Origin of the sequence: Nocardiopsis sp. YSL2, assembly GCF_030555055.1 — a bacterium.
GTDB lineage: Bacteria > Actinomycetota > Actinomycetes > Streptosporangiales > Streptosporangiaceae > Nocardiopsis.
On record NZ_JAMOAO010000001.1, the window covers coordinates 5,371,570 to 5,390,180 of the forward strand.

General features: G+C 69.4%; 17 protein-coding genes. 8 read left to right on the forward strand and 9 right to left on the reverse strand.

All coding sequences use genetic code 11. The annotated features are described in order from the left end of the window. Positions 1-453: 453 nt before the first annotated feature. The 3 genes from M1P99_RS23745 to M1P99_RS23755 all read right to left on the reverse strand — a co-directional run bounded on the left by M1P99_RS23745 (position 454) and on the right by M1P99_RS23755 (position 3,443). Positions 454-1,854, reverse strand: coding sequence for an MFS transporter (locus M1P99_RS23745; protein ID WP_304454790.1), 1,401 nt, complete (start codon positions 1,852-1,854; stop codon positions 454-456). A 74-nt stretch (positions 1,855-1,928) separates the two neighbouring features. Next, positions 1,929-2,069 carry a hypothetical protein gene (locus M1P99_RS23750; RefSeq protein ID WP_304454791.1) on the reverse strand — a complete coding sequence of 47 codons (141 nt, stop codon included), beginning with the start codon at positions 2,067-2,069 and terminating at the stop codon, positions 1,929-1,931. An 846-nt stretch (positions 2,070-2,915) separates the two neighbouring features. After that, positions 2,916-3,443 carry a hypothetical protein gene (locus M1P99_RS23755; protein WP_304454792.1) on the reverse strand — a complete coding sequence of 176 codons (528 nt, stop codon included), beginning with the start codon at positions 3,441-3,443 and terminating at the stop codon, positions 2,916-2,918. 412 nt (positions 3,444-3,855) lie between these two features. Between M1P99_RS23755 and M1P99_RS23760 the strand changes: the two genes are divergently transcribed. From M1P99_RS23760 to M1P99_RS23780, 5 genes are all read left to right on the forward strand, one after another. Next, a complete protein-coding gene (locus M1P99_RS23760) occupies positions 3,856-4,443 on the forward strand; it encodes a hypothetical protein (RefSeq protein WP_304454793.1) in 588 nt (195 codons plus the stop codon). A gap of 87 nt (positions 4,444-4,530) precedes the next feature. After that, positions 4,531-5,382, forward strand: coding sequence for a DUF1963 domain-containing protein (locus M1P99_RS23765; protein ID WP_304454794.1), 852 nt, complete (start codon positions 4,531-4,533; stop codon positions 5,380-5,382). A gap of 48 nt (positions 5,383-5,430) precedes the next feature. Further along, on the forward strand, positions 5,431-6,126 hold the full coding sequence (locus tag M1P99_RS23770; RefSeq protein ID WP_304454795.1) for a hypothetical protein: 696 nt from the start codon (positions 5,431-5,433) through the stop codon (positions 6,124-6,126). 600 nt (positions 6,127-6,726) lie between these two features. Then, entirely contained in the window at positions 6,727-7,194 is a 468-nt protein-coding gene (locus M1P99_RS23775) for a GbsR/MarR family transcriptional regulator (protein WP_304454796.1), read from the forward strand. Positions 7,195-7,196: 2 nt separating this feature from the next. Then, positions 7,197-8,483, forward strand: coding sequence for a glycosyltransferase (locus tag M1P99_RS23780; RefSeq protein ID WP_304454797.1), 1,287 nt, complete (start codon positions 7,197-7,199; stop codon positions 8,481-8,483). Positions 8,484-8,607: 124 nt separating this feature from the next. On the opposite strand, the gene M1P99_RS23785 is transcribed toward M1P99_RS23780, so the two are convergent. Further along, the gene (locus M1P99_RS23785) at positions 8,608-11,055 is read right to left on the reverse strand and encodes an FGLLP motif-containing membrane protein (RefSeq protein ID WP_304454798.1); all 2,448 of its coding nucleotides are present in this window, start codon (positions 11,053-11,055) and stop codon (positions 8,608-8,610) included. 429 nt (positions 11,056-11,484) lie between these two features. Here M1P99_RS23785 and M1P99_RS23790 point away from each other — a divergent pair, with 429 nt between their 5' ends. The 3 genes from M1P99_RS23790 (at position 11,485) to M1P99_RS23800 (ending at position 12,675) form a co-directional block, all read left to right on the forward strand. Then, a complete protein-coding gene (locus M1P99_RS23790) occupies positions 11,485-11,679 on the forward strand; it encodes a hypothetical protein (protein WP_304454799.1) in 195 nt (64 codons plus the stop codon). Positions 11,680-11,994: 315 nt separating this feature from the next. Beyond that, positions 11,995-12,462, forward strand: a complete 468-nt coding sequence (locus M1P99_RS23795; protein WP_304454800.1) for a hypothetical protein — start codon at positions 11,995-11,997, stop codon at positions 12,460-12,462. 21 nt (positions 12,463-12,483) lie between these two features. Then, complete coding sequence (locus M1P99_RS23800; protein ID WP_304454801.1) at positions 12,484-12,675, forward strand: hypothetical protein; 192 nt, start codon at positions 12,484-12,486, stop codon at positions 12,673-12,675. A 45-nt stretch (positions 12,676-12,720) separates the two neighbouring features. On the opposite strand, the gene M1P99_RS23805 is transcribed toward M1P99_RS23800, so the two are convergent. The 5 genes from M1P99_RS23805 to M1P99_RS23825 all read right to left on the reverse strand — a co-directional run bounded on the left by M1P99_RS23805 (position 12,721) and on the right by M1P99_RS23825 (position 18,611). Continuing rightward, on the reverse strand, positions 12,721-13,212 hold the full coding sequence (locus M1P99_RS23805; RefSeq protein ID WP_304454802.1) for an SUKH-3 domain-containing protein: 492 nt from the start codon (positions 13,210-13,212) through the stop codon (positions 12,721-12,723). 551 nt (positions 13,213-13,763) lie between these two features. Then, complete coding sequence (locus tag M1P99_RS23810) at positions 13,764-14,807, reverse strand: ABC transporter substrate-binding protein (protein ID WP_304454803.1); 1,044 nt, start codon at positions 14,805-14,807, stop codon at positions 13,764-13,766. Further along, a complete protein-coding gene (locus M1P99_RS23815) occupies positions 14,804-15,640 on the reverse strand; it encodes an ABC transporter ATP-binding protein (protein WP_304454804.1) in 837 nt (278 codons plus the stop codon). Before M1P99_RS23815 ends, M1P99_RS23810 begins: the two co-directional genes overlap by 4 nt. Beyond that, positions 15,637-16,662, reverse strand: coding sequence for a FecCD family ABC transporter permease (locus tag M1P99_RS23820; protein ID WP_369696587.1), 1,026 nt, complete (start codon positions 16,660-16,662; stop codon positions 15,637-15,639). Before M1P99_RS23820 ends, M1P99_RS23815 begins: the two co-directional genes overlap by 4 nt. 167 nt (positions 16,663-16,829) lie before the next feature. Then, entirely contained in the window at positions 16,830-18,611 is a 1,782-nt protein-coding gene (locus M1P99_RS23825; RefSeq protein ID WP_304454806.1) for a prolyl oligopeptidase family serine peptidase, read from the reverse strand.

Genomic DNA, 18,611 nt, shown 5'->3' on the forward strand with positions numbered 1-18,611 from the left:
GCATCCTGCTCTCCTGCCCCCGTGGGTTCAACGTTTGGCGGAGAGCGGGCCCGGTCCGCTCAAGGCACGGAGATGGGGCCGCCGTGCGTGAACAGCGGGAACGACCCTCAGCCGGACTCACGGCCCGGTTCCCCGTCTCGGGCTCTGCCCAACGCCGCACACGCGCCCTCACACGAAGCGACTCCACCCACCCGAACCCGGTACCGACGACCAGGGCCGTGGCCAAGCTCAGGTGAGTAGTACCAGCTTCGATGACCACGCGAGCGCAACCGTGGACGACGACTCCCGTACCTCATCGAGGCGCCGCTCACCCGACACCCGCACCGCTTTGAACACCGAACCAGACCCGAACATCACCACCACCTCCAACGCCCAGGTGCGCGGCGAGGGCTTCTCCTCTGCTCTCACTCATGTTGAACGGGTCGACAACGGATCGACCCCCCGGAGTTTTCCCTACGGTTCCTTCCATCCCTCCTCGTGCCCCGGATCCTCCCTCGATTCACCCTGGTCAAGGTCTCTGCCCCGGTCCACCTGGCCTTCCCGGGCCTCCCAATCCCTTGCGGCCCGCTCGACCTCACCCGCCCGCCGGGCGAAGTCCCGCAGCGCGGGAAGCACCGTCAGCAGTGCTACCAGGATGAGCACCCCGGCGAAGATCGCGGGGAATCGAAGGTCGATCCGGCCGATCAGCCCGCCGAGCAGGGAACCAACCGGGGTGAGCCCGTAGCCGAGGCACTGCGCGCAGGACATCATCCGGCCGAGCATGCTGCCGGGCACGACCACCTGGATGGCGCTGACCATCACGGTGTTGCAGACGGTCGCTATACCGCCGAGCAGGACCCAGGCCGCAGCGGCCGTGTAGGCGTTGGGCGCCAGCCCCACCACCACACAGCTCAGAGATTGCAGAAGGAACCCGACCACCTGAATCGGGAAGCGGCCGAAGCGGGCGACCAGCCTGCCGGTGAGGGCGGCACCGATGATCGCGCCGACCGCCGTGGCCGACATGAACACGCCGAACAGCGCCGCGGGCACCCCGAAGTGGTCGCGGACCAGCAGGACCATGACGGCGTTCATCGCCATGATGCCGATGTTGGTGATGGCGCCGAACAGCACTAGGGAGCGTAGCGATGCGTCGCCGAAGGTGTAGCGCATGCCCGCGCCGATCTCGGTGAGGATCGACCGGAAAGGGTTCCCGCTCGGTTCCGCCTCCTTGGTCTCAGCGCCCTCCGGCTGCGCGGGGCGACGCACCGCCAACGGCAGGCCGAGCAGGACCAGCGCGCCCACCAGGTAGGCACCCGCGTTGACCGCCAGCGGCAGCGAGGCGGCGACCACGAACAGGAAACCGGCCAGCGGGGCGCCACCGAAGTCCTCAGTGATGGTCTGTCCGCTGATCAGGCGGCCGTTGGCGCGGTCGATGGTCCCGGCGCGGACGATATCGGGCAGCATCGCGCGCCCGGCGAGGTCGTAGAAGACCTCACAGGTCATAGCCATGAACATGACGACGATGAGCACCCAGATGGTGGCGCTACCGGTGGCGACCACGGCGGCCAGCCCCGCGATCAGTGCGGCGCGGACCACGTTGACCCCGACCATCAGCCGGACCCGGTCGACCCGGTCCACGACCGCCCCCGCGAACAGCCCGAAAAGCAGCCAGGGCAGGAACCGGGCGACGGCGAGCAGGGAGACCAGTAAGGGGTCGTTGGTGAGCATCGCCGCGATCAGCGGCAGAGCGGTGAGCATGAGCCCATCGGCCAGGTTGCTGGACAGGCTCCCGAACCAGAACCGGTTGAAGTTCCGCCCTATCGGTGGCTTCGCCTTCTTTCCGGGGTTCGCCCGGTCAGGGGGTGCGCTGTTCACTTGGGGGTGTACCTTTCAAAATGAGTGAGACGGTATGGTCCGACCCAGACTTTATGAAACTGGTCAATTCCCGATCACAGATCCCTTGCTGCCCGTGCCTGCAGGCCGAACGGGCGTCCCCACAGGCCCGTTCCGACCGTGTCAGGCACAACGCCGCCGCTCCAGCCCGTCGCGTGGCCGGTCAGCTGTTCCACGCGGCTGATGTCCTTGGCCACGTCGTAGTCCCGGATGTCCTGGGTGCCCTGGTTCTCCAGTTCGAGCGCTCGCCCGCCACCGTGCCGCTCCAGACGGCCTGAAGGTACGTCCCAGCGCCAGGTGCCGGTTCTGCTTCGTGGCGGGGATCAACAGGCCCAGGTGTCCCATAGCGGTCTTGACCTCCAGCCGCACCCGGAGAGGCACCTGCTGAACGCTGTCCCTGAGCTCGGGAGACATCGGCCCTCTATGGTCCGGCTTCTGCTGGTCCGGGTATGTGGGGGCGGGGCCCTCGGGGGCGGGCTCATCCCCGCCCTCCTTGGGGAACGGCCTGTCCGGGGAACTCGGCGTGTTCACGTCACCGGGGAGACCAGGAGTCGTCGAACTCCCGGTGGACCCGTCCGGGCGCAGGGTCCCGCCGCTCATCAGGTCCCTGAGGGTGTCAGGGCGTTGACGTCGAAGTCGCCTCGGCCGAGCGCTCGCAGGCCGCCGAGTCCGCCCTGCCCAGGCCGAGTCCGCCTGCGGCCGCGGTGACGCCGGTGATGGCCCCTGAGTGAGGACATAGCCGGGGCGCTGTTCCCCCAGTTCAGATGGGGTGGACGAGTCGAATAGGCGAGGCGCGAGGCCCGTCTGGGGCCCTGGACTACTCCGTGTGTGCTCCCCAGTGCGAGGTCCAGTACAGGTGGGAGCCCACCTCGCGGAGCATTCTGCCATCCCGTGACTCTGTGGGCTCGGACCGGGAACCCCCGCGTCCGCCCACCAGCACCCCACAGCTGCCCCGGCTGCCGTGCGGGCCCATGCGCCAACCACGGCTTGTAGTGCCCCTTTTGCTCCCGACAGGACCGCCTACAACCCCATCACGGTCACGTTCACACCGAACACCCCTGTCCTGCCCCAGGAGCAGGGTCTCCGGGGCAACGGATTACCTGGATATCGGGCAGGGGGTGGTCCCACCGGCCCGTCAACTGGATGAGGACTTGACGGGCTACCCGTCGGACCTGAATCCATCCTTTGTCGCTGGATAAGGCGCTCTCCGTCCAGCGGATACTGTTCCCGGTCCCGCTCATACTCGTGAACAACGCGTCGATCTCACGCAGCGCGCACACAGAGCTTTCATCGATCTGTCGTTGCTCGATCGGCCTTTCAAACATGCGGAAGGCGTCGTCGAAGTTCAGCGCGATCTCATCCACCCCAACAACGTGTCGACCCGTCCAGCCTGCTTGATCTGACGCGTCGGCCGCAACCACTGCCAGTGCCTCCACAAGCAAGTGTTGAAGGGCTGAGGCGGTGGGGTACTCCATCACCTTCTTGTGCCGCACACGCCCCGCTCTGCAGTGGTCGGAGGGCACCTTGAAGTCCGCAGGGAGCCGCAGGCCCAGCCCCAGTCCGAACACCACGGCTTTCCCGTCCCGCTTCCCGTCCGGTCCAAGGCCGGGCGGTGGACTGTCGGCTATGGCACTTACAGTCCCCGATGACCTGCACAACTCGCACACCGGAAGACCCCTATGAGCCGCCGCACCTCACCCCGCCCGGTCGACATCGAGGAGCTGTTTCCCGAACTGCGCCCTTGGCGCAGGGAGACGATACGCCTCCACCCCCGCTCGGGCCGCCCCTCTAGCCAGGACAGTTCTATCGGAGGACCGCTCCTGTGGCCGCAAGAGCAGCCTTGGCCCGTCTGCGACGGCGAACACTACGACCGCGACACCAGCGAACCCTACGAAGGGGAGGTCCTCCTCGTCCCCGTCGTCCAACTCCACCGGGCCCACGCCCCCGACGCCCCCTTCCCCCCCGGGACGCGACCTCCTCCAGGTGCTGTGGTGCCCCTACGACCACGGCGAACTGCTCTGCCCCCTACCGCAGGTGTACTGGCGCCGATCACACGACGTACACCAGGTCAGACCCACACCCTTCCCGCACGCCGAAGCATCGGAGAAGTACATCCCCGACCCCTGCACGCTCCACCCCGAAACGGTGAGCGAATACCCCAGCGGGGATCTCCCGGAGGACCTGTCCGACCTCCTGCGTGAGCGCTTCGACCGGCTGGAGCGGGAAACGGGCTGGAGCTACCAGTACCACCTCTCCGACGCCCCCGGCATCAAGATCGGCGGCTACCCGGGCTGGACCCAGGACCCCGTGTGGCCCGAGTGCGGTTCGTGCGAGCAACCCATGGACCACCTCCTCACCGTCTCCAGTTGGGAGTACGACGGGGCCTCCTGGCGCACCTGGCTCCCCCTGGAAGACCGGCCTGGCGACGGCCAGGAGCCATGGGACTGCGAGCGGGCCCGCGTGGCGCAGAACCCCGCCGGCCTGATGCTGGGAGACGCCGGCGGAATCTACGTCTTCGAGTGCCGGTCCTGCCCCGACCGCCCCACCGACCACTGGTTCGACTGCTCCTGAACCCGCCGCGCCCCGACCACACCACGCCACTGACCAGCGCTCATCTGGCCAGGCCACTGTCTCATCCCCCACCATCGAGGCCCTAACATGTCCCACTCCGCCCCCGCAACGAAGCTCGCCCAGCTCCTCGCCGCGTTCCCTGAACTACGCGAGCATGGAAAACCCGCGCTCCTGCTCCACCCCCACCTGGGCGATCCCAAGCCCGAGGACAGCTCGGTCGGCGGCCCGCTTCTGTGGCCCACCGGTGAGCCCTGGCCCACCTGCGACCTCCTCCACCACGGCTACGGCCTCCGTGATGGTGCCGTCGAGGGCCGTTTCGACGAACCCATCGCCCTGCACCCGGTCCTCCAACTCTTCGCCGGCGACCTGCCCGACGGGCACACCCTTCCCGGGAACGCCGAACTCCTCCAGGTCCTGTGGTGCCCCAGCGACCACCCCGAGCCACCGGACGCCGACGGCCACGGCTACACCCCCTGGCTCACCATGCGCTGGCGGCACGACACCACAGACCTGCGACCCCTTGAGGAGCAGCCCTACCCCCACACCAGCGCCAGGGACTACATGCTCCCGCCCTGCGTCGTGGCCATCGAGGAGATCACCGACTACCCCTCCGACGCCTTCCTCCCCGAAGAGCTCGCCGACCGCATCGAGGAATGGGAAGACGACGTCCCCCAAGCCGGACACGTGATCCCCAGGCCCAGCTACTTCGACGACGTCGCCCATCGACCGGGGATGAAGTTCGGCGGTTACCAGCCATGGGGCCTCACCGACCCCTCCCCGGTGGAATGCGACTGCGGTACCCCCATGGAACACCTGCTCCAGATCGACAGCATGGAACCAGGCGGACTGGAAAGACTGGTCATCAGCCGCGGCTATTCCCTCGGTCTCCACTACTGTCCGACCTCCCCGGACCATCCCCACCACACCGTCATGCAGTAGCTCCGAGCACGTGCTGATACGAAGCGGACACAACAGGAGAATGCCGACATGCTCGATGCGATCGAAGCCATTGACTGGCGTTCCGTCCCCGGCCCCGCGGACTACTACCGCCCCGAAGCCGCCCGGGAGGGCCTTCACGACCTCGCCCGCGCCCGGGGACACACAGAGGCGGCATCAGCGGCATCCCGCCTGGCGGGGGGAGGGGTCATCCATGACCACAGCGGAACGGTCTTCCCCGCAGCCGTGCCAGCGGCCCCGCTCCTGCTCCAGATCGCGCAGGAGCGCACCGGTGCAACACAGGTGGCCGCGCTGGAACTCGTCGAGAATGCGCTGAATTTCCGTCCGTGGCCCGGATTCGTGCGCACCCGGCGGGGAGTCCGTCTGTGCTGCGCGATCGCCCATCATCTCCACGCACGCGCCCCGGCCCTGGACCAACTCCGCGCCGGAGGCCGCTCCCTGCTCACCACGGCACGAAACCATTGGCGTATGGACATCGAGGAAACCTGCGCGGAAGGCACCGACACCCTGGTATTCGGAACCGTGACCGGATCGCTGGCGGAGTTCCCCCAAGCAGCGGAACTCCACACCGATAGAGGCACGACCCACGTAAGTACCATGTTGGAGTATCCGGTGACCGACGAGCACGGACAGATATGTGTTCGCCTGGTCGGCTCAGAGCTGGCAAGGCTGCACACCGGCGCTACTGTGTACAGCGCATCCTGCGGCGAATACCACACACAATGATCAGCCCCTTGATCCGATGCAATGGCGACCTCGGGCATGAGGAAACACGAGGCAAGGACGGGTGAAACCGACTGCTGCCTTGGGGTGAGGGTCGGCCTCTCGCTTCTGGTGTGCTCGCCGGTCCGGCTACAGCCACCGATACCTTCACCCGCGCCGACCGCCCCCACCTCGTTGTGCGGGTGCGCTGCCCGCGTCACCGAGCTGCGCACTGGGAGGGTGTCGTGGTGGACCCGTGGCTTACGCGGCGACCTCGATGGAGGCCCCAGCGCAAGGTCCAGTACAGGTGCGGACCTCTCGGAGCATTCTGCCCACCCGCGACCCTGCGGCAGGGGCGCCCAGCGTGTCCAGTGACCGCCCACCAGCGCCCCACCCCATGGCTGCTCCAACGCCCCCCGTGGAACCACTCGGCCCGAACGATCACGCCCGCGTCATCCGCCACCTACTCACCCACCTCCTCGGCACCGGAGGTAGGGAAAGGGGCGTACCTGGCGCATACCGGCCGAGGCCGCGCCTGACGTGTAGCCCCGTGCTCGTACGAGCGTGTCATAGCGGATAGGATGTTCAGAATATTCTGAACATGCAATCCGATGGAGGTGCGGGATGGAGGCTGAAGTCGGCCGACGGTATGCCGAGGAGGTCGGAATCGCGCTCGCGCAGATGGGGACCACTCCGGCCTTCGGCACCCTGTTGGGCTGGTTGCTCATCTGCGACCCGCCGAGCCAGACGACCACACAGCTCCGTGAAGCCGTCGGGCTCTCCAAGGCGTCGGTCTCGACCGGGATGCGCGCTCTCGAACAGTCCGGTCTGGTGCGTAGGGTGCCGACGAGCGGCCGTGGCCACGCCTACGAGATCCACCCGGACGCGTTCACCCGCACGATCGACCCGACCGCCAAGATGCGGGCCTTCATCGACGTGATGCAACGCGGGATCGACCTGATCGGCGACCCGGACGCCCCGCAGGCCCGCAGACTGCGTCACACCCGGGACTTCTACGCCTACATGGTCGAACGCATCCCGGCGCTGATGGAGGAGTTCCACGAGCACGTCGCGAATGAGAGAGAAGGATAGCGATGCCGAAGATCCTCCTGGTGACCGTCGGGTCGCGTGGCGACGTCCAGCCGTACGTCGCCCTTGGCCACAGCCTGCAGGCAGCCGGGCACGACGTCACCGTCGCGACCTGCGAACGCTTCCAGTCGTTCGTCACCGGACACGGCCTCGCCTTCGGGTCGCTGAGCGACGGCTTCATGGAGCTCATCGATTCCCAGGAGGGCCGGACCGCGATGGACGACGCCTCCGGCGTCCTCGGGCTCGTCCGCATGAACATCCAGCTCGCCCGTAAGGCCGGCCTGATCAACCGGGAGCTGATGAGCGATGTATGGAGGGTCGCGCGCAGCGTCGAGCCCGACATCGTCGTCTACCACCCCAAGGCGCTCGCCGGCCCGCACGTCGCCGAGGCGCTCGGCGTACCGGCGGTGCTCGCGGTCCCCGTCCCGGTCGCGGTGCCGACCGGCGCATTCCCGGTCGTAGGCATGCCGAACCTGCCGCTCGGAGCCTGGTACAACCGGCTGACCTACCGCTTGGTCGCCGCCGGCTACAAGGGCTACAACAAAATGGTCAACACCTTCCGACGCGACGCTCTCGGTCTCGGCGTGGTCAAGGGCGCCGCGATGGCCACACACCGTCCCGGGGGCCAGCCGACCCCGGTCCTGCACGGCATCAGCAGACACGTTGTGCCCCGACCCGCAGACTGGCCCGAGCATGCGGACCTGACCGGCTACTGGTTCCTCGACGGCACGGACGACTGGACGCCGCCGACCGATCTCGTCGACTTTCTCGCGGCCGGGGAACCACCGGTGTACGTCGGTTTCGGCAGCATGGCCGGCCGTGACCCGAAGCGCGTGACCGGGAGCGTCGTCGGGGCACTCCGACTGGCCGGCGTGCGCGGCATCATCGCCACCGGATGGGGCGGCCTGGAGCCCGTGGACCTGCCTGACACGGTGCTGCGCATCACCGAGGTCCCACACGACTGGCTCCTGCCCCGCGTGTCCGCCGTCGTCCACCACGGTGGAGCGGGCACCACCGCCGCCGCCCTGCGCGCGGGCAAGCCCGCGGTGATCTGCCCCTTCATCGTCGACCAGTTCTTCTGGGGGCGGCAGGTGGCCGCGCTCGGCGCCGGCAGCACTCCGATCCCGCAGGCGAAGCTGACGGCTCAGCGGCTCGCCGACGCCCTGCGCGAAGTGACCACCAGCACCCGCGTCCAGCACACGGCGGCCGAGATCGGACGCCGGATCGCCGCAGAGAACGGGGCGGCTGACGCTGTGGCGCGGATCGAGGCGATCATGAGCCGGACCTCATGAGACGAAGACCGACGGCCTGGCGGTCACATCTGGCGTGACTGGCTCGGGCGGGTCCGGCACTCACCACGGCCTCCACCGCACGCGGCGCCGAACGATCCGACCGACGTTCGCGCGCTGCCACTCGTCACGCTTGGCCGGAGCGCTCCTCTGTGGAAGGGAGGTCCTCGTTCGGGGGCGGCTCCGCATCGGCCGGTTCCGGGTCGAGGGCGATGGCGGGGTCGGGACCGTCGTCGTCCGCAGGGGGTTCCGGGTGCCGGGCCTGCGCCGGTTCGGCGGGTGCGTCGCCGCGAACGTCCGATGGCAGGTCGTTGTCACCGTCGGGCTCGTTGGGGGTGGTGGGCTCGGACGTGGTGTCGTCGACCCGGACACCGGTCGCCGGGATGTCAGGCTCCGTGGCCGGTGCGGGTACAGGAGCGGACTCGGCGGCCGATGGTTCCTTGCTGGGCCCGGCATCCCCAGGTGCAGGAACAGGGCGGTCGTCCTCGGAAGCCTCGGTCTCCTCCGGTTCTGCTGGTTCCACCTGTTCTGCCGGGACCCCCGCTTCTGTGTCCGCTGAGGCGGCCGGGCCTGTGCTTGCGGGGTCGGGGGCGGCCGTGGACGCGCCGACGGCGACCGCCTGCGGCCTGTGGGCCGAGGCGCGGCGGGCGCGCCAGACGAAGAAGGCCCAGACGGCCAGCGACAGGCCCCCGAAGCCGATGAAGAGCGAGGCCGTCGCCAGCAGGGAGCCGGGGACGGTCTTGCCCGCCACCTGGTCGGGGTGCATGTGGAGCAGGTAGACGAAGACGAACAGGCCCGGAACGAAGGCCAGGGCCCAGTGGAGTCGGCCCCAGCGCCAGAGCCGGTGGCCGTCGAGGTACCTCATCGGCAGCAGGCCGAAGACGACGGTCTGGACGCCGAGCAGGGTGACGGAGAACAGTGCCTTGTCCATGAGCTGGACGCCGAAGGGCGCCCCGCCGTCCTCCACGAGGGAGCTGAGGGAGTTCCAGAACAGGTAGCACACGATACTCAGCGCGAGGACGCTGTAGGCGCCCAGCCGGGTGGCGCGGCCCTCGTTCTCCCGGACGAAGGCGTCCTGCTCGGCCTCGGGCATCTCCAGTTTCGACCTGCGGTCGGCGATCGCGGCGAACCCGGCGATGAGACCGTAGAAGTACCCGGGCTCGAAATCGGCCGCGGCGGAGACCAGCGAGCACAGGGCGACGATCACCAGGCCGCCCGGGAGAACCTCGAAGCGGCCCGGGACCTGCGACCAGGCCCAGTCGCGGGCGTTGACCACCCACGCGTAGACCACGGTCACGACGAACACCGCGATCATCAGGCCGAGGAAGTCCAGCAGCGGTGTGGCCTCGGGGTCCGGGTTCTGGTTGAGCAGGACCGGCAGGGCGGCTGACAGGATCCAGAACACGACGAAGGCGGTCCCGGCCGCAGGGGTGAGCAGGGCCCGGCGACCGCCGCGGCGGCCGGTGATGAGGGTGCGCAGGCGCTGCCACCAGGAGCGGATCCGGCCCTGGTTGCCCTCCAGGGACTTGTTGAAGATGTCGGAGGGGAAGCCGACCAGCAGCCACACGACGGAGACGACCGCCGTGGTGACGGCGAGCGCGATGAGGAGGGTGACCGGGTCGGTGCGCAGATCCTCCAGATGGGGCACGCCGTCGCCGTCGCCCTGCGCGGCCTCCGAGGGCGCGGCGGGGGGCGCCGGGGCGGCGTACCCGTTGATGACGGGGACGGTGACCTCCCAGACGGCGGGGTCGGCGTAGGCCAGGGTGAGCATGTGCAGACCCGGTCCCGCGTCTGGGGGGAACACGACCTCCCCGTCTTTGCCTGTCCCCTCGACGGTCGCGGGTGCGCCGTCGAGTTCCGCGCGCACGTCGGCGATGTCGAGTTCGGATATGGAATAGCTGACCGGCCCGTCGGTGGGCAGGTCAGCGAGACTGAGCGGCACGCGTCCGTTCTCCACGACCGGACCGAAATCGACCGTGGTGGGGAACTCCATACCGATCGGGAGGACGTCCGTGCCGAAGCTGATGGGGAACAGCGCGGTGCCGACCTCCGCCCATTGGCCGTCGGCTGTTCGGCATTCGATCGTGATCGTGACCGTTTCCCCCGGTGGGGCGGCGAGTTCGTCCTCGAGTTCGATGACGAGGTCGTCGGGGTCGGCGTAGTGCACGGTCGGCTCGGAGAGCGGGACGGCCTCCAGCCCTTCGCCTACCGGAAATGCTCCGGTGACCTGTACTCCCCGCCCTCCCTCGGCTGAGGGGCCAACCACGTCGTCGGGAAGGGAGCAGGCGGTGGCGTCCCGGACCACGACGGTCTTGACGAAGGACCAGGTCGGGGCCCAGAACGTGTGCTCGTGAGAGGTCACCTCCCGGGCCGCGTGCTCTGCGTCGGGGGTCCCCTGGAGTTCGGGGTCCGGGCTGAACCGGTCGATGGAGGGGTCGACTGCCGGGGCGTCGGGGCCTGTGTCGACCGCTGCGGCGGGGGCGCCGCCCGGGCCCGGGGCGACCAGGACAGCGGCGAGCGCGGCGGGGAGGCAACGGACCAGGGGCGCGAGCGGGGGAGCACCGCCCGACCGCATGCCAGCGACGAAGGAGCGGCGCCGGACCCGGCCGCCCGCCCCCCGTCCACGGGCCCCACGGACGGGAGCTGTCCGGCCGCTGCCCTCCTGAGGTGTCCCGAGTTGATCATCCGATATACGCGCCATGGGGGGACTCCCAGCCGTGTCCGACGACGGGCATGGATTTCATTATGATCAGCCGCGGTGGTTTCCGCAGGCTTTCGGTCGGAATGGGATACCCGTGTGAACGGATGTCGCGGACGGTGCCCCAGAGGACCAGCGCCCTCCCACCCGAGAGCCACAGGTACGCATCCGGCCGGGGACACCAAAGACCCCCCCGGGGTGCGTCGCCCCACCTCGTAGGAGTCACCGCATGGAGGGGACCGGGGTGGGGCCAGGGTGCGGTCGCCTCCGACCTCTCTTAGGCCGACGGCCCCTCCCGGAACCTCGTTGTACCGGCCGCACTGTTGTCTCGGCCGCCTCTCGTGCCACCTGCGGCAGCACACGGACTCGAACCTGCTCGGCCTGGGCGACAAGGGGTATGTGGGCCTGTCGGAGGCGGCGTTCTGCCCGTTCAAGGGCAGGGGTAAGCCGCAGTGGAAGCAGGACACCAGCTCCGACCAGGCCAAGCTCCACAGCCGTTGACCGAACCGTTGACGCGGGCGCTAGTGGGCAAGTCCCCATCGGCGGGTGTGAAGGTGTCGGCGCTGTTGGTGATGGTGGGCGCTCGGCCACGCTCGTAGGCTCCGTTGTCGGGGGAGCCCTCGATGTCGGGTGTGCGGTCCCCGCTACCGGTGAGGTTGAGCGCCCGGTCCGGGGTGGGCACGGGAGCGTTGGCGGACTCCCTGAGAGCCTCCTTTCCAAGGGGCCGCTCGGGCTCCCCAGAGGGGTGGTGGCGCAGGACGTCGGCCCTTCTGTGGGGCGAGGAGAAGCGTCGGCGCAGGATGGGACAATCCGGGAATGCGACTGACAATCGACCCTGACCGCCAGGTCACCCCTTTCACGTGCGGCCACTGCGACTCCGAGCACCTGCGGATCTGCGGCTTCGTCAACAGCGAGCACGGCGCGTTCGCGATCTACTACGCCCACCTCTACAACCACGGTGACGTGCACGAGGCCTTCATCGACGTCGTCATGGACGATGTCTGGACCCCCGGCAATCCCTTGGAGCCCAGTCCCAACCGGACCACCTTCGGCTGCCGGGTCGGCCCGGTAGAGGGTTCCCCCGCTCCCGCGTGCTCGCTCATCCAAGCGGCCCAATTCCACGAGGGAGACCCCTTCTACGGTGACCGGCTCGACCGTGAGAAGGCCCTACCGCACCCGTGGCTGCCCCTGTTCTGGGAAACCACCGACCATCTCCTCGAACACGAGCCGGACGTGAACGGGCACGTGTACTGCGTCAACGCCGCTCCGCACGAAGGCCGATGAGATAGCCGGCACCACGGTCCGGTGAACGACGCCGTCCAGGGCGTTCTCACAGTCGGGAACACGGATCGGGACGTCGTGGAGTCGTGTTGCTTCCTCGACTGGCTCGGCGCCCCCCTGGGCGGCGCCCTCCCGCACTCCGAGGCGGACATCGGCAAGCACTACCAGGGGCCGGCCTCGGTCCGCACCGCCAACTTGAACACCCACAGAGTGTGATACGTGCCAGGCGCAGTGCTACTTGCCCGGACGTATGGGATGAGCTCAAGGCCAAGGGGAAAGTCCTTCGTCTGTGTGGATGCACAGCAGATCCCGATCCGCCATGACAGCTTGCTGAACACCCTCCTCCGGTGAACCGCCCAAAAGCCAGACATAGCCGAGCCCGCCGGCCATCATGCGCCCAGAAGCCGTCAGGAACACAGAACTGTAGCTCAACCACTCCCCAACAGGAAAGCAGGGTTCCCCGACCAGGCTCGACATCTCATCAAAGAAGGAAATTCCCATAGCATCTGCAGAAAATGGGTCTATATTCAGGGCTTCATGGTTTCCAAAACGAGCCTCTTTGTTCGGGATGGGTTCAATGGCAAGCCCTCCCAGCTCTCCAAGGAAATCCAGGGCCGTTTGGTTTTCAGGATACCCCTTGCTGCGCAGTTCGTCATACCATGATTGCGCACCCTCTAGAAGCCTTCCTGGATGCCATCCCGCATCCTCCATGGCCATCAGGGTGTCCCGATTAATTCTCGTGATATTTAGCATTCAGTCTTCAATATGAAACGATCAATCTATCGAGCAGAGTTCGGCACCTGCACCACGGGACTGCAGAGCGTCCAGGCTCAGCTCATTCGACGTGCGGACGGCGGGAGGTGATCCCGGCACTTGAGGATATACAAACCAGGGTGCAGGGTGGAACTATGGGTTCCAAGGTCGGGAAACAGGCGTGACTCCCGACACGAGATCCCGCGCGGCTGCACGAACTTCATCCGCAGGATGCTCTGACATGACGAGTCGAGCTGCTGTCTGTACGCCGACGGCTTCCGTTAGCCGTTCGAACAAGGTCGTCACCAGAGTCGGCACGGGAATGTGAAACGTGCGGCGAGCGCAGCTTCGCGGACTCTGGTTCTACGCGCGGTGAGCGCTTGTGGATCGACGTGTGTGATGCCTTGACCAGCGATAGTCGCAAGCACGTTCGTGACTTTCGCCCCGTCCACGGCGCCGGAGAGAGGGCGTACCCCACTCGCGGTGTGCGGGGACGGCCCGGCCCGTGGCCGGAGCGGTGTCCGGGCCACGGGCCGAGGCCGATCGTCAGGCTAGAACGCGTCCGGGTAGAGCTCCTGAGCGATCGTCTCCACGGCGTCGATGTTCCCCAGGGCACCGGGGTACAGGTCGCTCGCGGGGATGGCGATGAGGAGGTCGTCCTCTACGGCCGGGACGTCGGGGAAGGTGCTGCGAAGGTACTCGCGGGTCTCCTCCTCGTGCTCGGGGCCGCTCACGCCGAACACGATGGCCTCGGGTTCGCGGCTGATGACCTCCTCGGGGTTGATCTGGGCGGCGAAGAAGTCGGCGAACTCCGGCGCGTCGGGGTCGAAGACGTTGTCGCCGCCGGCGGTCCTGATGATGTCCGCCTCGATGCCGGCGCCGATGGCCGACAAGGAATTGCCCTCGACGTAGACCTGGGCGACGGTGGGCTGCGCGGCGTCGCCGATCGCGTCCTCCACGGCGGCCAGCCGGTCCTCGAGGTCCTGGGCGAGCTCCTCGGCCGCGTCGGGAACGTCCAGGATGGCGCCGAGGTCGGCGATGTCCGTCAGGACGTCGGTGACCTCGGCGGTGTTGCGGCGGTCGGCGCAGCCGCCGGTCGCGACGTAGGCCTGGGCGCCGTTCTCGTTCAGCTGCTCGATGCTGGCGAAGCCCTGTTCGGCGGTGAACTCGTACTCGGTGGGGGAGGCCACGAGGTCGGGGGTGACGGCGAGGAGGTCCTCGCGGGCCGGGGGCGCGTCGGCGCTGAGCACCGGGATGTCGGCGGCCTCGTCGGCGATGTCGTCGGGGAGCGCCGAGACCTCGGTCTGGGCCTGGCCGACGATGGAGCCGCCCACGTCGAGTCGGAGGAGCAGTTCGGTCTGCGAGGGCATCAGACCGACGACACTGCTGGGAGTGGTGTCGAAGGACAGCTCCCGTCCGCAGTTCGTGACCGTCACGGTGTTCCCGGAGTCCACGGCGTCCGCCGAGTCGGCTGTGACGCCCGAACCGCAGGCGGTCAGGGCCGGCGGTAGCACGGCGAGGGCGGCGCAGGCGGTCGAGAGGCTGAGGGGGCGGAAGCGGCGCCGAGACGCGGGCCGGGTGGCGTTGCCTGTCATGGGGTGGTGATTTCTTCCTCGGTCGTGATGGATGGGTTCGCGGGTTCGTGGTCGTTCGGCTCCAGCGGGCTGCGGGCGTCGAAGAGCAGGTGCCGCCGTCCGGAACGCGGATGGGCGACGGCGGTCGACTCGACGCCGAAGACCGAACGCACCAGGTCGGTGTGAAGCACCTCGTCCGGGGTGCCGAGGGAGAGCAGGTGCCCCTCGGCCAGGACCCCGATGGCGTCGCAGGAGCGCGCGGCCAGGTTCAGGTCGTGCAGGGCGACCAGCACGGTGCGGTCGGTGGCTCTGACCAGATCGAGGAGTTCGAGCTGATGGGCGATGTCGAGGTGGTTCGTGGGCTCGTCGAGGATGAGCACGGGCGTGTCCTGGGCGAGCGCGCGGGCGAAGAGCACGCGCTGGCGCTCGCCCCCGGAGAGGGCCGCGAACGAGCGGGTCTCCAGGTGCGCGGCGCCGACGCGGGTGAGGGCCTCGCGGGCGAGGGCGATGTCGTGGTCGGAGTCGCGTCCGTAGCCGCGTCCGTGCGGGATGCGCCCGAGCAGGACCATGTCGAGGACGGGGATCTCGAACTCCTCGCTGTGCTCCTGTGCCATCACCGCCACGTGCCGGGCCAGGTCCCTGCGCTTGAGCGCGGTGATGTCGGTGCCGTCGAGGCGCACGCGGCCGGATGAGGGCGACGCGAGCCCCGACACGGTGCGCAGCAGGGTGGACTTGCCGCTCCCGTTGGGGCCGAGCAGTCCGAGCACGGTGCCCGAGGGCACCGAGACGCTCACGTCGGTGACGACGGGCCGTCCGCCGCGGTGGGCGGTGAGGTTCTCGATCTCGACTCTCATCGGCCCGCCCCCACGCTGTCGGCGCGGTCGCGTCGCAGCAGCCACAGGAAGAACGGTGCTCCGACCATCGCGGTGAGCACGCCCAGGGGGATCTCAGCGGGGGCCGCGAGCGTGCGGGCCAGGAAGTCGCAGGTGGCGAGGAAGACCGCTCCGGCGAGCAGGGCGACCGGGAGCATCCTGCGGTGGTCGGAACCGACGATGATGCGGGCGATGTGGGGGATGATCAGCCCGACGAAGCCGATGCCTCCGGAGACCGCGACGACCGATCCGGTCAGCAGGGCCGCGGCGACGAGGGTGCCGCTGCGCAGCCGGTTGACGTTGACGCCCAGCGAGGCGGCGGCGTCGTCTCCGACGAGGAGGGCGTTGAGTGCCCGGGCGCGGAAGGCGGCGAGGAGCCCCACGATGAGCAGCGCCGCCGAGGGCAGGGCGAGGTGGCCCATCGTGGCGGCGGAGACCGAGCCCAGCAGGAAGAACATGATGCTGAAGACGTTCTGCGCGTCGGTGGTGATGGTCAGGTAGCTCGTCACGGCGCTGAACAGGGAGCCGAGGGCGACGCCCGCGAGGATGAGGCGCTGGGGTGCGATGCGCCCGTTCTTGTGGGCCAGGGTGTAGACGGCCGCGGTGGCCATGAGCGCGCCGAGGAAGGCCGCGCCCCCGACTCCGAGGGAGCTGGACCCGATACCCAGGACGATGAACGACACCGCGCCGACCCCGGCGCCGGCGGAGACGCCGAGGATGTAGGGCTCGGCCAGGGAGTTGTGGACCACGGCCTGCATCAGCGCGCCGGCCAGGGCGAGCGCGGCGCCGGCGGTCGCGGCCAGGAGCGCGCGGGGCAGACGGAACTGCCAGACGGCGTTGTCCTGCACGGTCGTCAGCGTTCCGTCCGACATCCAGGGCATCCCGGGCACGAGGTGGCCGATGACGATGCGCAGGGCGTCCGCCGGGGTCACGTCGATCGTGCCGACGCTCGTCGACAGCAGGACCACCGCGACGAGGGCGAGGGCCAGGACCGGAACGAGGATCCGGGCGGCGAGCACACCGCGCCGCCGGGCGTCGGCCGCGGGGGAGGCCGGGCTCGGGGGACCGCCGGGAGGTGCCCCTCCGGGACGCGTGGTGGTCAGGAGGCGTTGCAGGGTGGTCGACACGCTTCTCCCGTGTGTTGCTGGTGCCATCTGTCGCGGGGGTTCTCTCAGGTCGTGGACGGAGCGGTCTGTGCTGATCCGGTGGTGGCGGCGGCGAAGCTGAGGACGGTCGCCCCGAGGCGGTGGAGGCTGTCGAGGTGGTTGCCGCCGTGGCCCGTTCCCGGGGCGCGCCACACGGTGGCGCTGCCTCCGACACGGCGCAGCGCGTCGGCGACCGCCAGGGTGTCGTCGGCGGCCACCCGGGAGTCCTCCGCCAGCACGATGCCGAGGAAGCGGGGCAGAGCCGTGCCGGAGGCCAGGGCCCCGGCACGGTGCAGCGGTGAGATGCGGCGCAGGTGCTCGCGTCCCTCGGGGGTGTCGGAGGCTCCGAACTCGTCGGCCCACCGCTGTCCGAGCGGGTGGGCGCCGAGGTTGAGCAGGTCGAGTGGCGCGGCGGTGCTGACGACCCCGGCGCACAGGTCCGGAGATCCGAGGGCGCAGCTGGTGGCCAGGACTCCGCCGTGGGAGGCGCCCGCCAGGACGAGCAGGTCGGGTCGGGTCAGCCCGGCCTCGACCAGGCCGCGGGCGATGACGGTGAGGTCGTCGATACCGCGGCCCTTGGCGAGCCCGTGCCCGGCCCTCCGCCAGGCCGGGCCGTGCTCGCCGCCGCCCCGGACCTGGGCGATGGCGTAGCGGCCACCCTGCTCGATCCACGCCGGAACGGTCGGCTCGAACGTCGGCAGGCTCGGCACGCCGAATCCGCCGTAGCAGGTGAGGATCAGCGGTGCGGGGCCCTTCGCGTCGGCGGGCGAGGTGACCACGACGGGGACGCGTGCGCCGTCCTCGGCGGTGAAGACGTGGTGTTCGGTGTGGGCCGGGGCCGGTCGGCGGACCGTTGCCGGGCGGTCGGACAGCAGTTCCTCGGCGGGGTCGGACAGCAGTTCCTCCGCGGGTACGACCCGCGGGGGCAGGGCCGGGCCTTCCACGAGGGCGTGGAACCGGCCGGCGTCGGCGCTCACCCCGGTCGCGACGGCCGGGCCGCCCCGGTAGGTGACCTCTCGCTCGGCCGCGACCGCGCCCTGGACGAGCCGCACGATGACACTGCGGCCCGCGCGTACGCCGACGGCGACGATGTCCTGGCCGTGAGCGGCCAGCGAGGTGACCCGCAGGTCCGGGTCGCCCCAGCGCCATCTGTGCGCACCGCTGCCCGGGTCGAGGCCGTGGAGGCGGACGCCGTCGTCCACGACGATGTCGTCACCGACCGGCACAACCCGGACGATGGCGGCGAACGCGGCGAGTTCGACCCCGGTGGCCCGGTCGACGAGACGGCTGGGCCTGCCGGAGCGGCTCTCGGCGAGCAGTCCGCGCCGGCCTCCGGGAAAGAGCCTGAGCCGGGTGTCCGGCGGCACGGCCGCGGCCGTCGACCGCCCGGTGCCCGCGTCGAGGCGGACGAGGCGGCGGGAGCCGCCGGCGACCAGTTCCACGCCGGAGGAGTCGTCGTCCCAGAGCATGGGGTCGTAGCGGCAGCGGACCTCCGGGTAGAGGCGGAGAGCTCCGGTGGCGGCGTCGACCAGCCCCAGTGCGGCGTCCTCGTCCGCGCGCTCGGCGAGTTGGACGCAGATGCTGCGCCCGTCCGGAGAGGGGGCCATACGCAGGATGTGCCCTTCGGGCTCGAACACCGGTGAGCCGGTGTCGGCCCGGTAGATCCCGTGGCGTCGGCGTCCGGGCGGTCGGCTGAGCGCGAACCCGTGCTCGGGCAGGCCCGGGCGGCCGTGGCGTTCCCACTGTGCGAGCGCGGTGTCGATCGCGGGGACGAGGGCAGGGGAGGAGTCGTGCGGGGATGCGTGCAT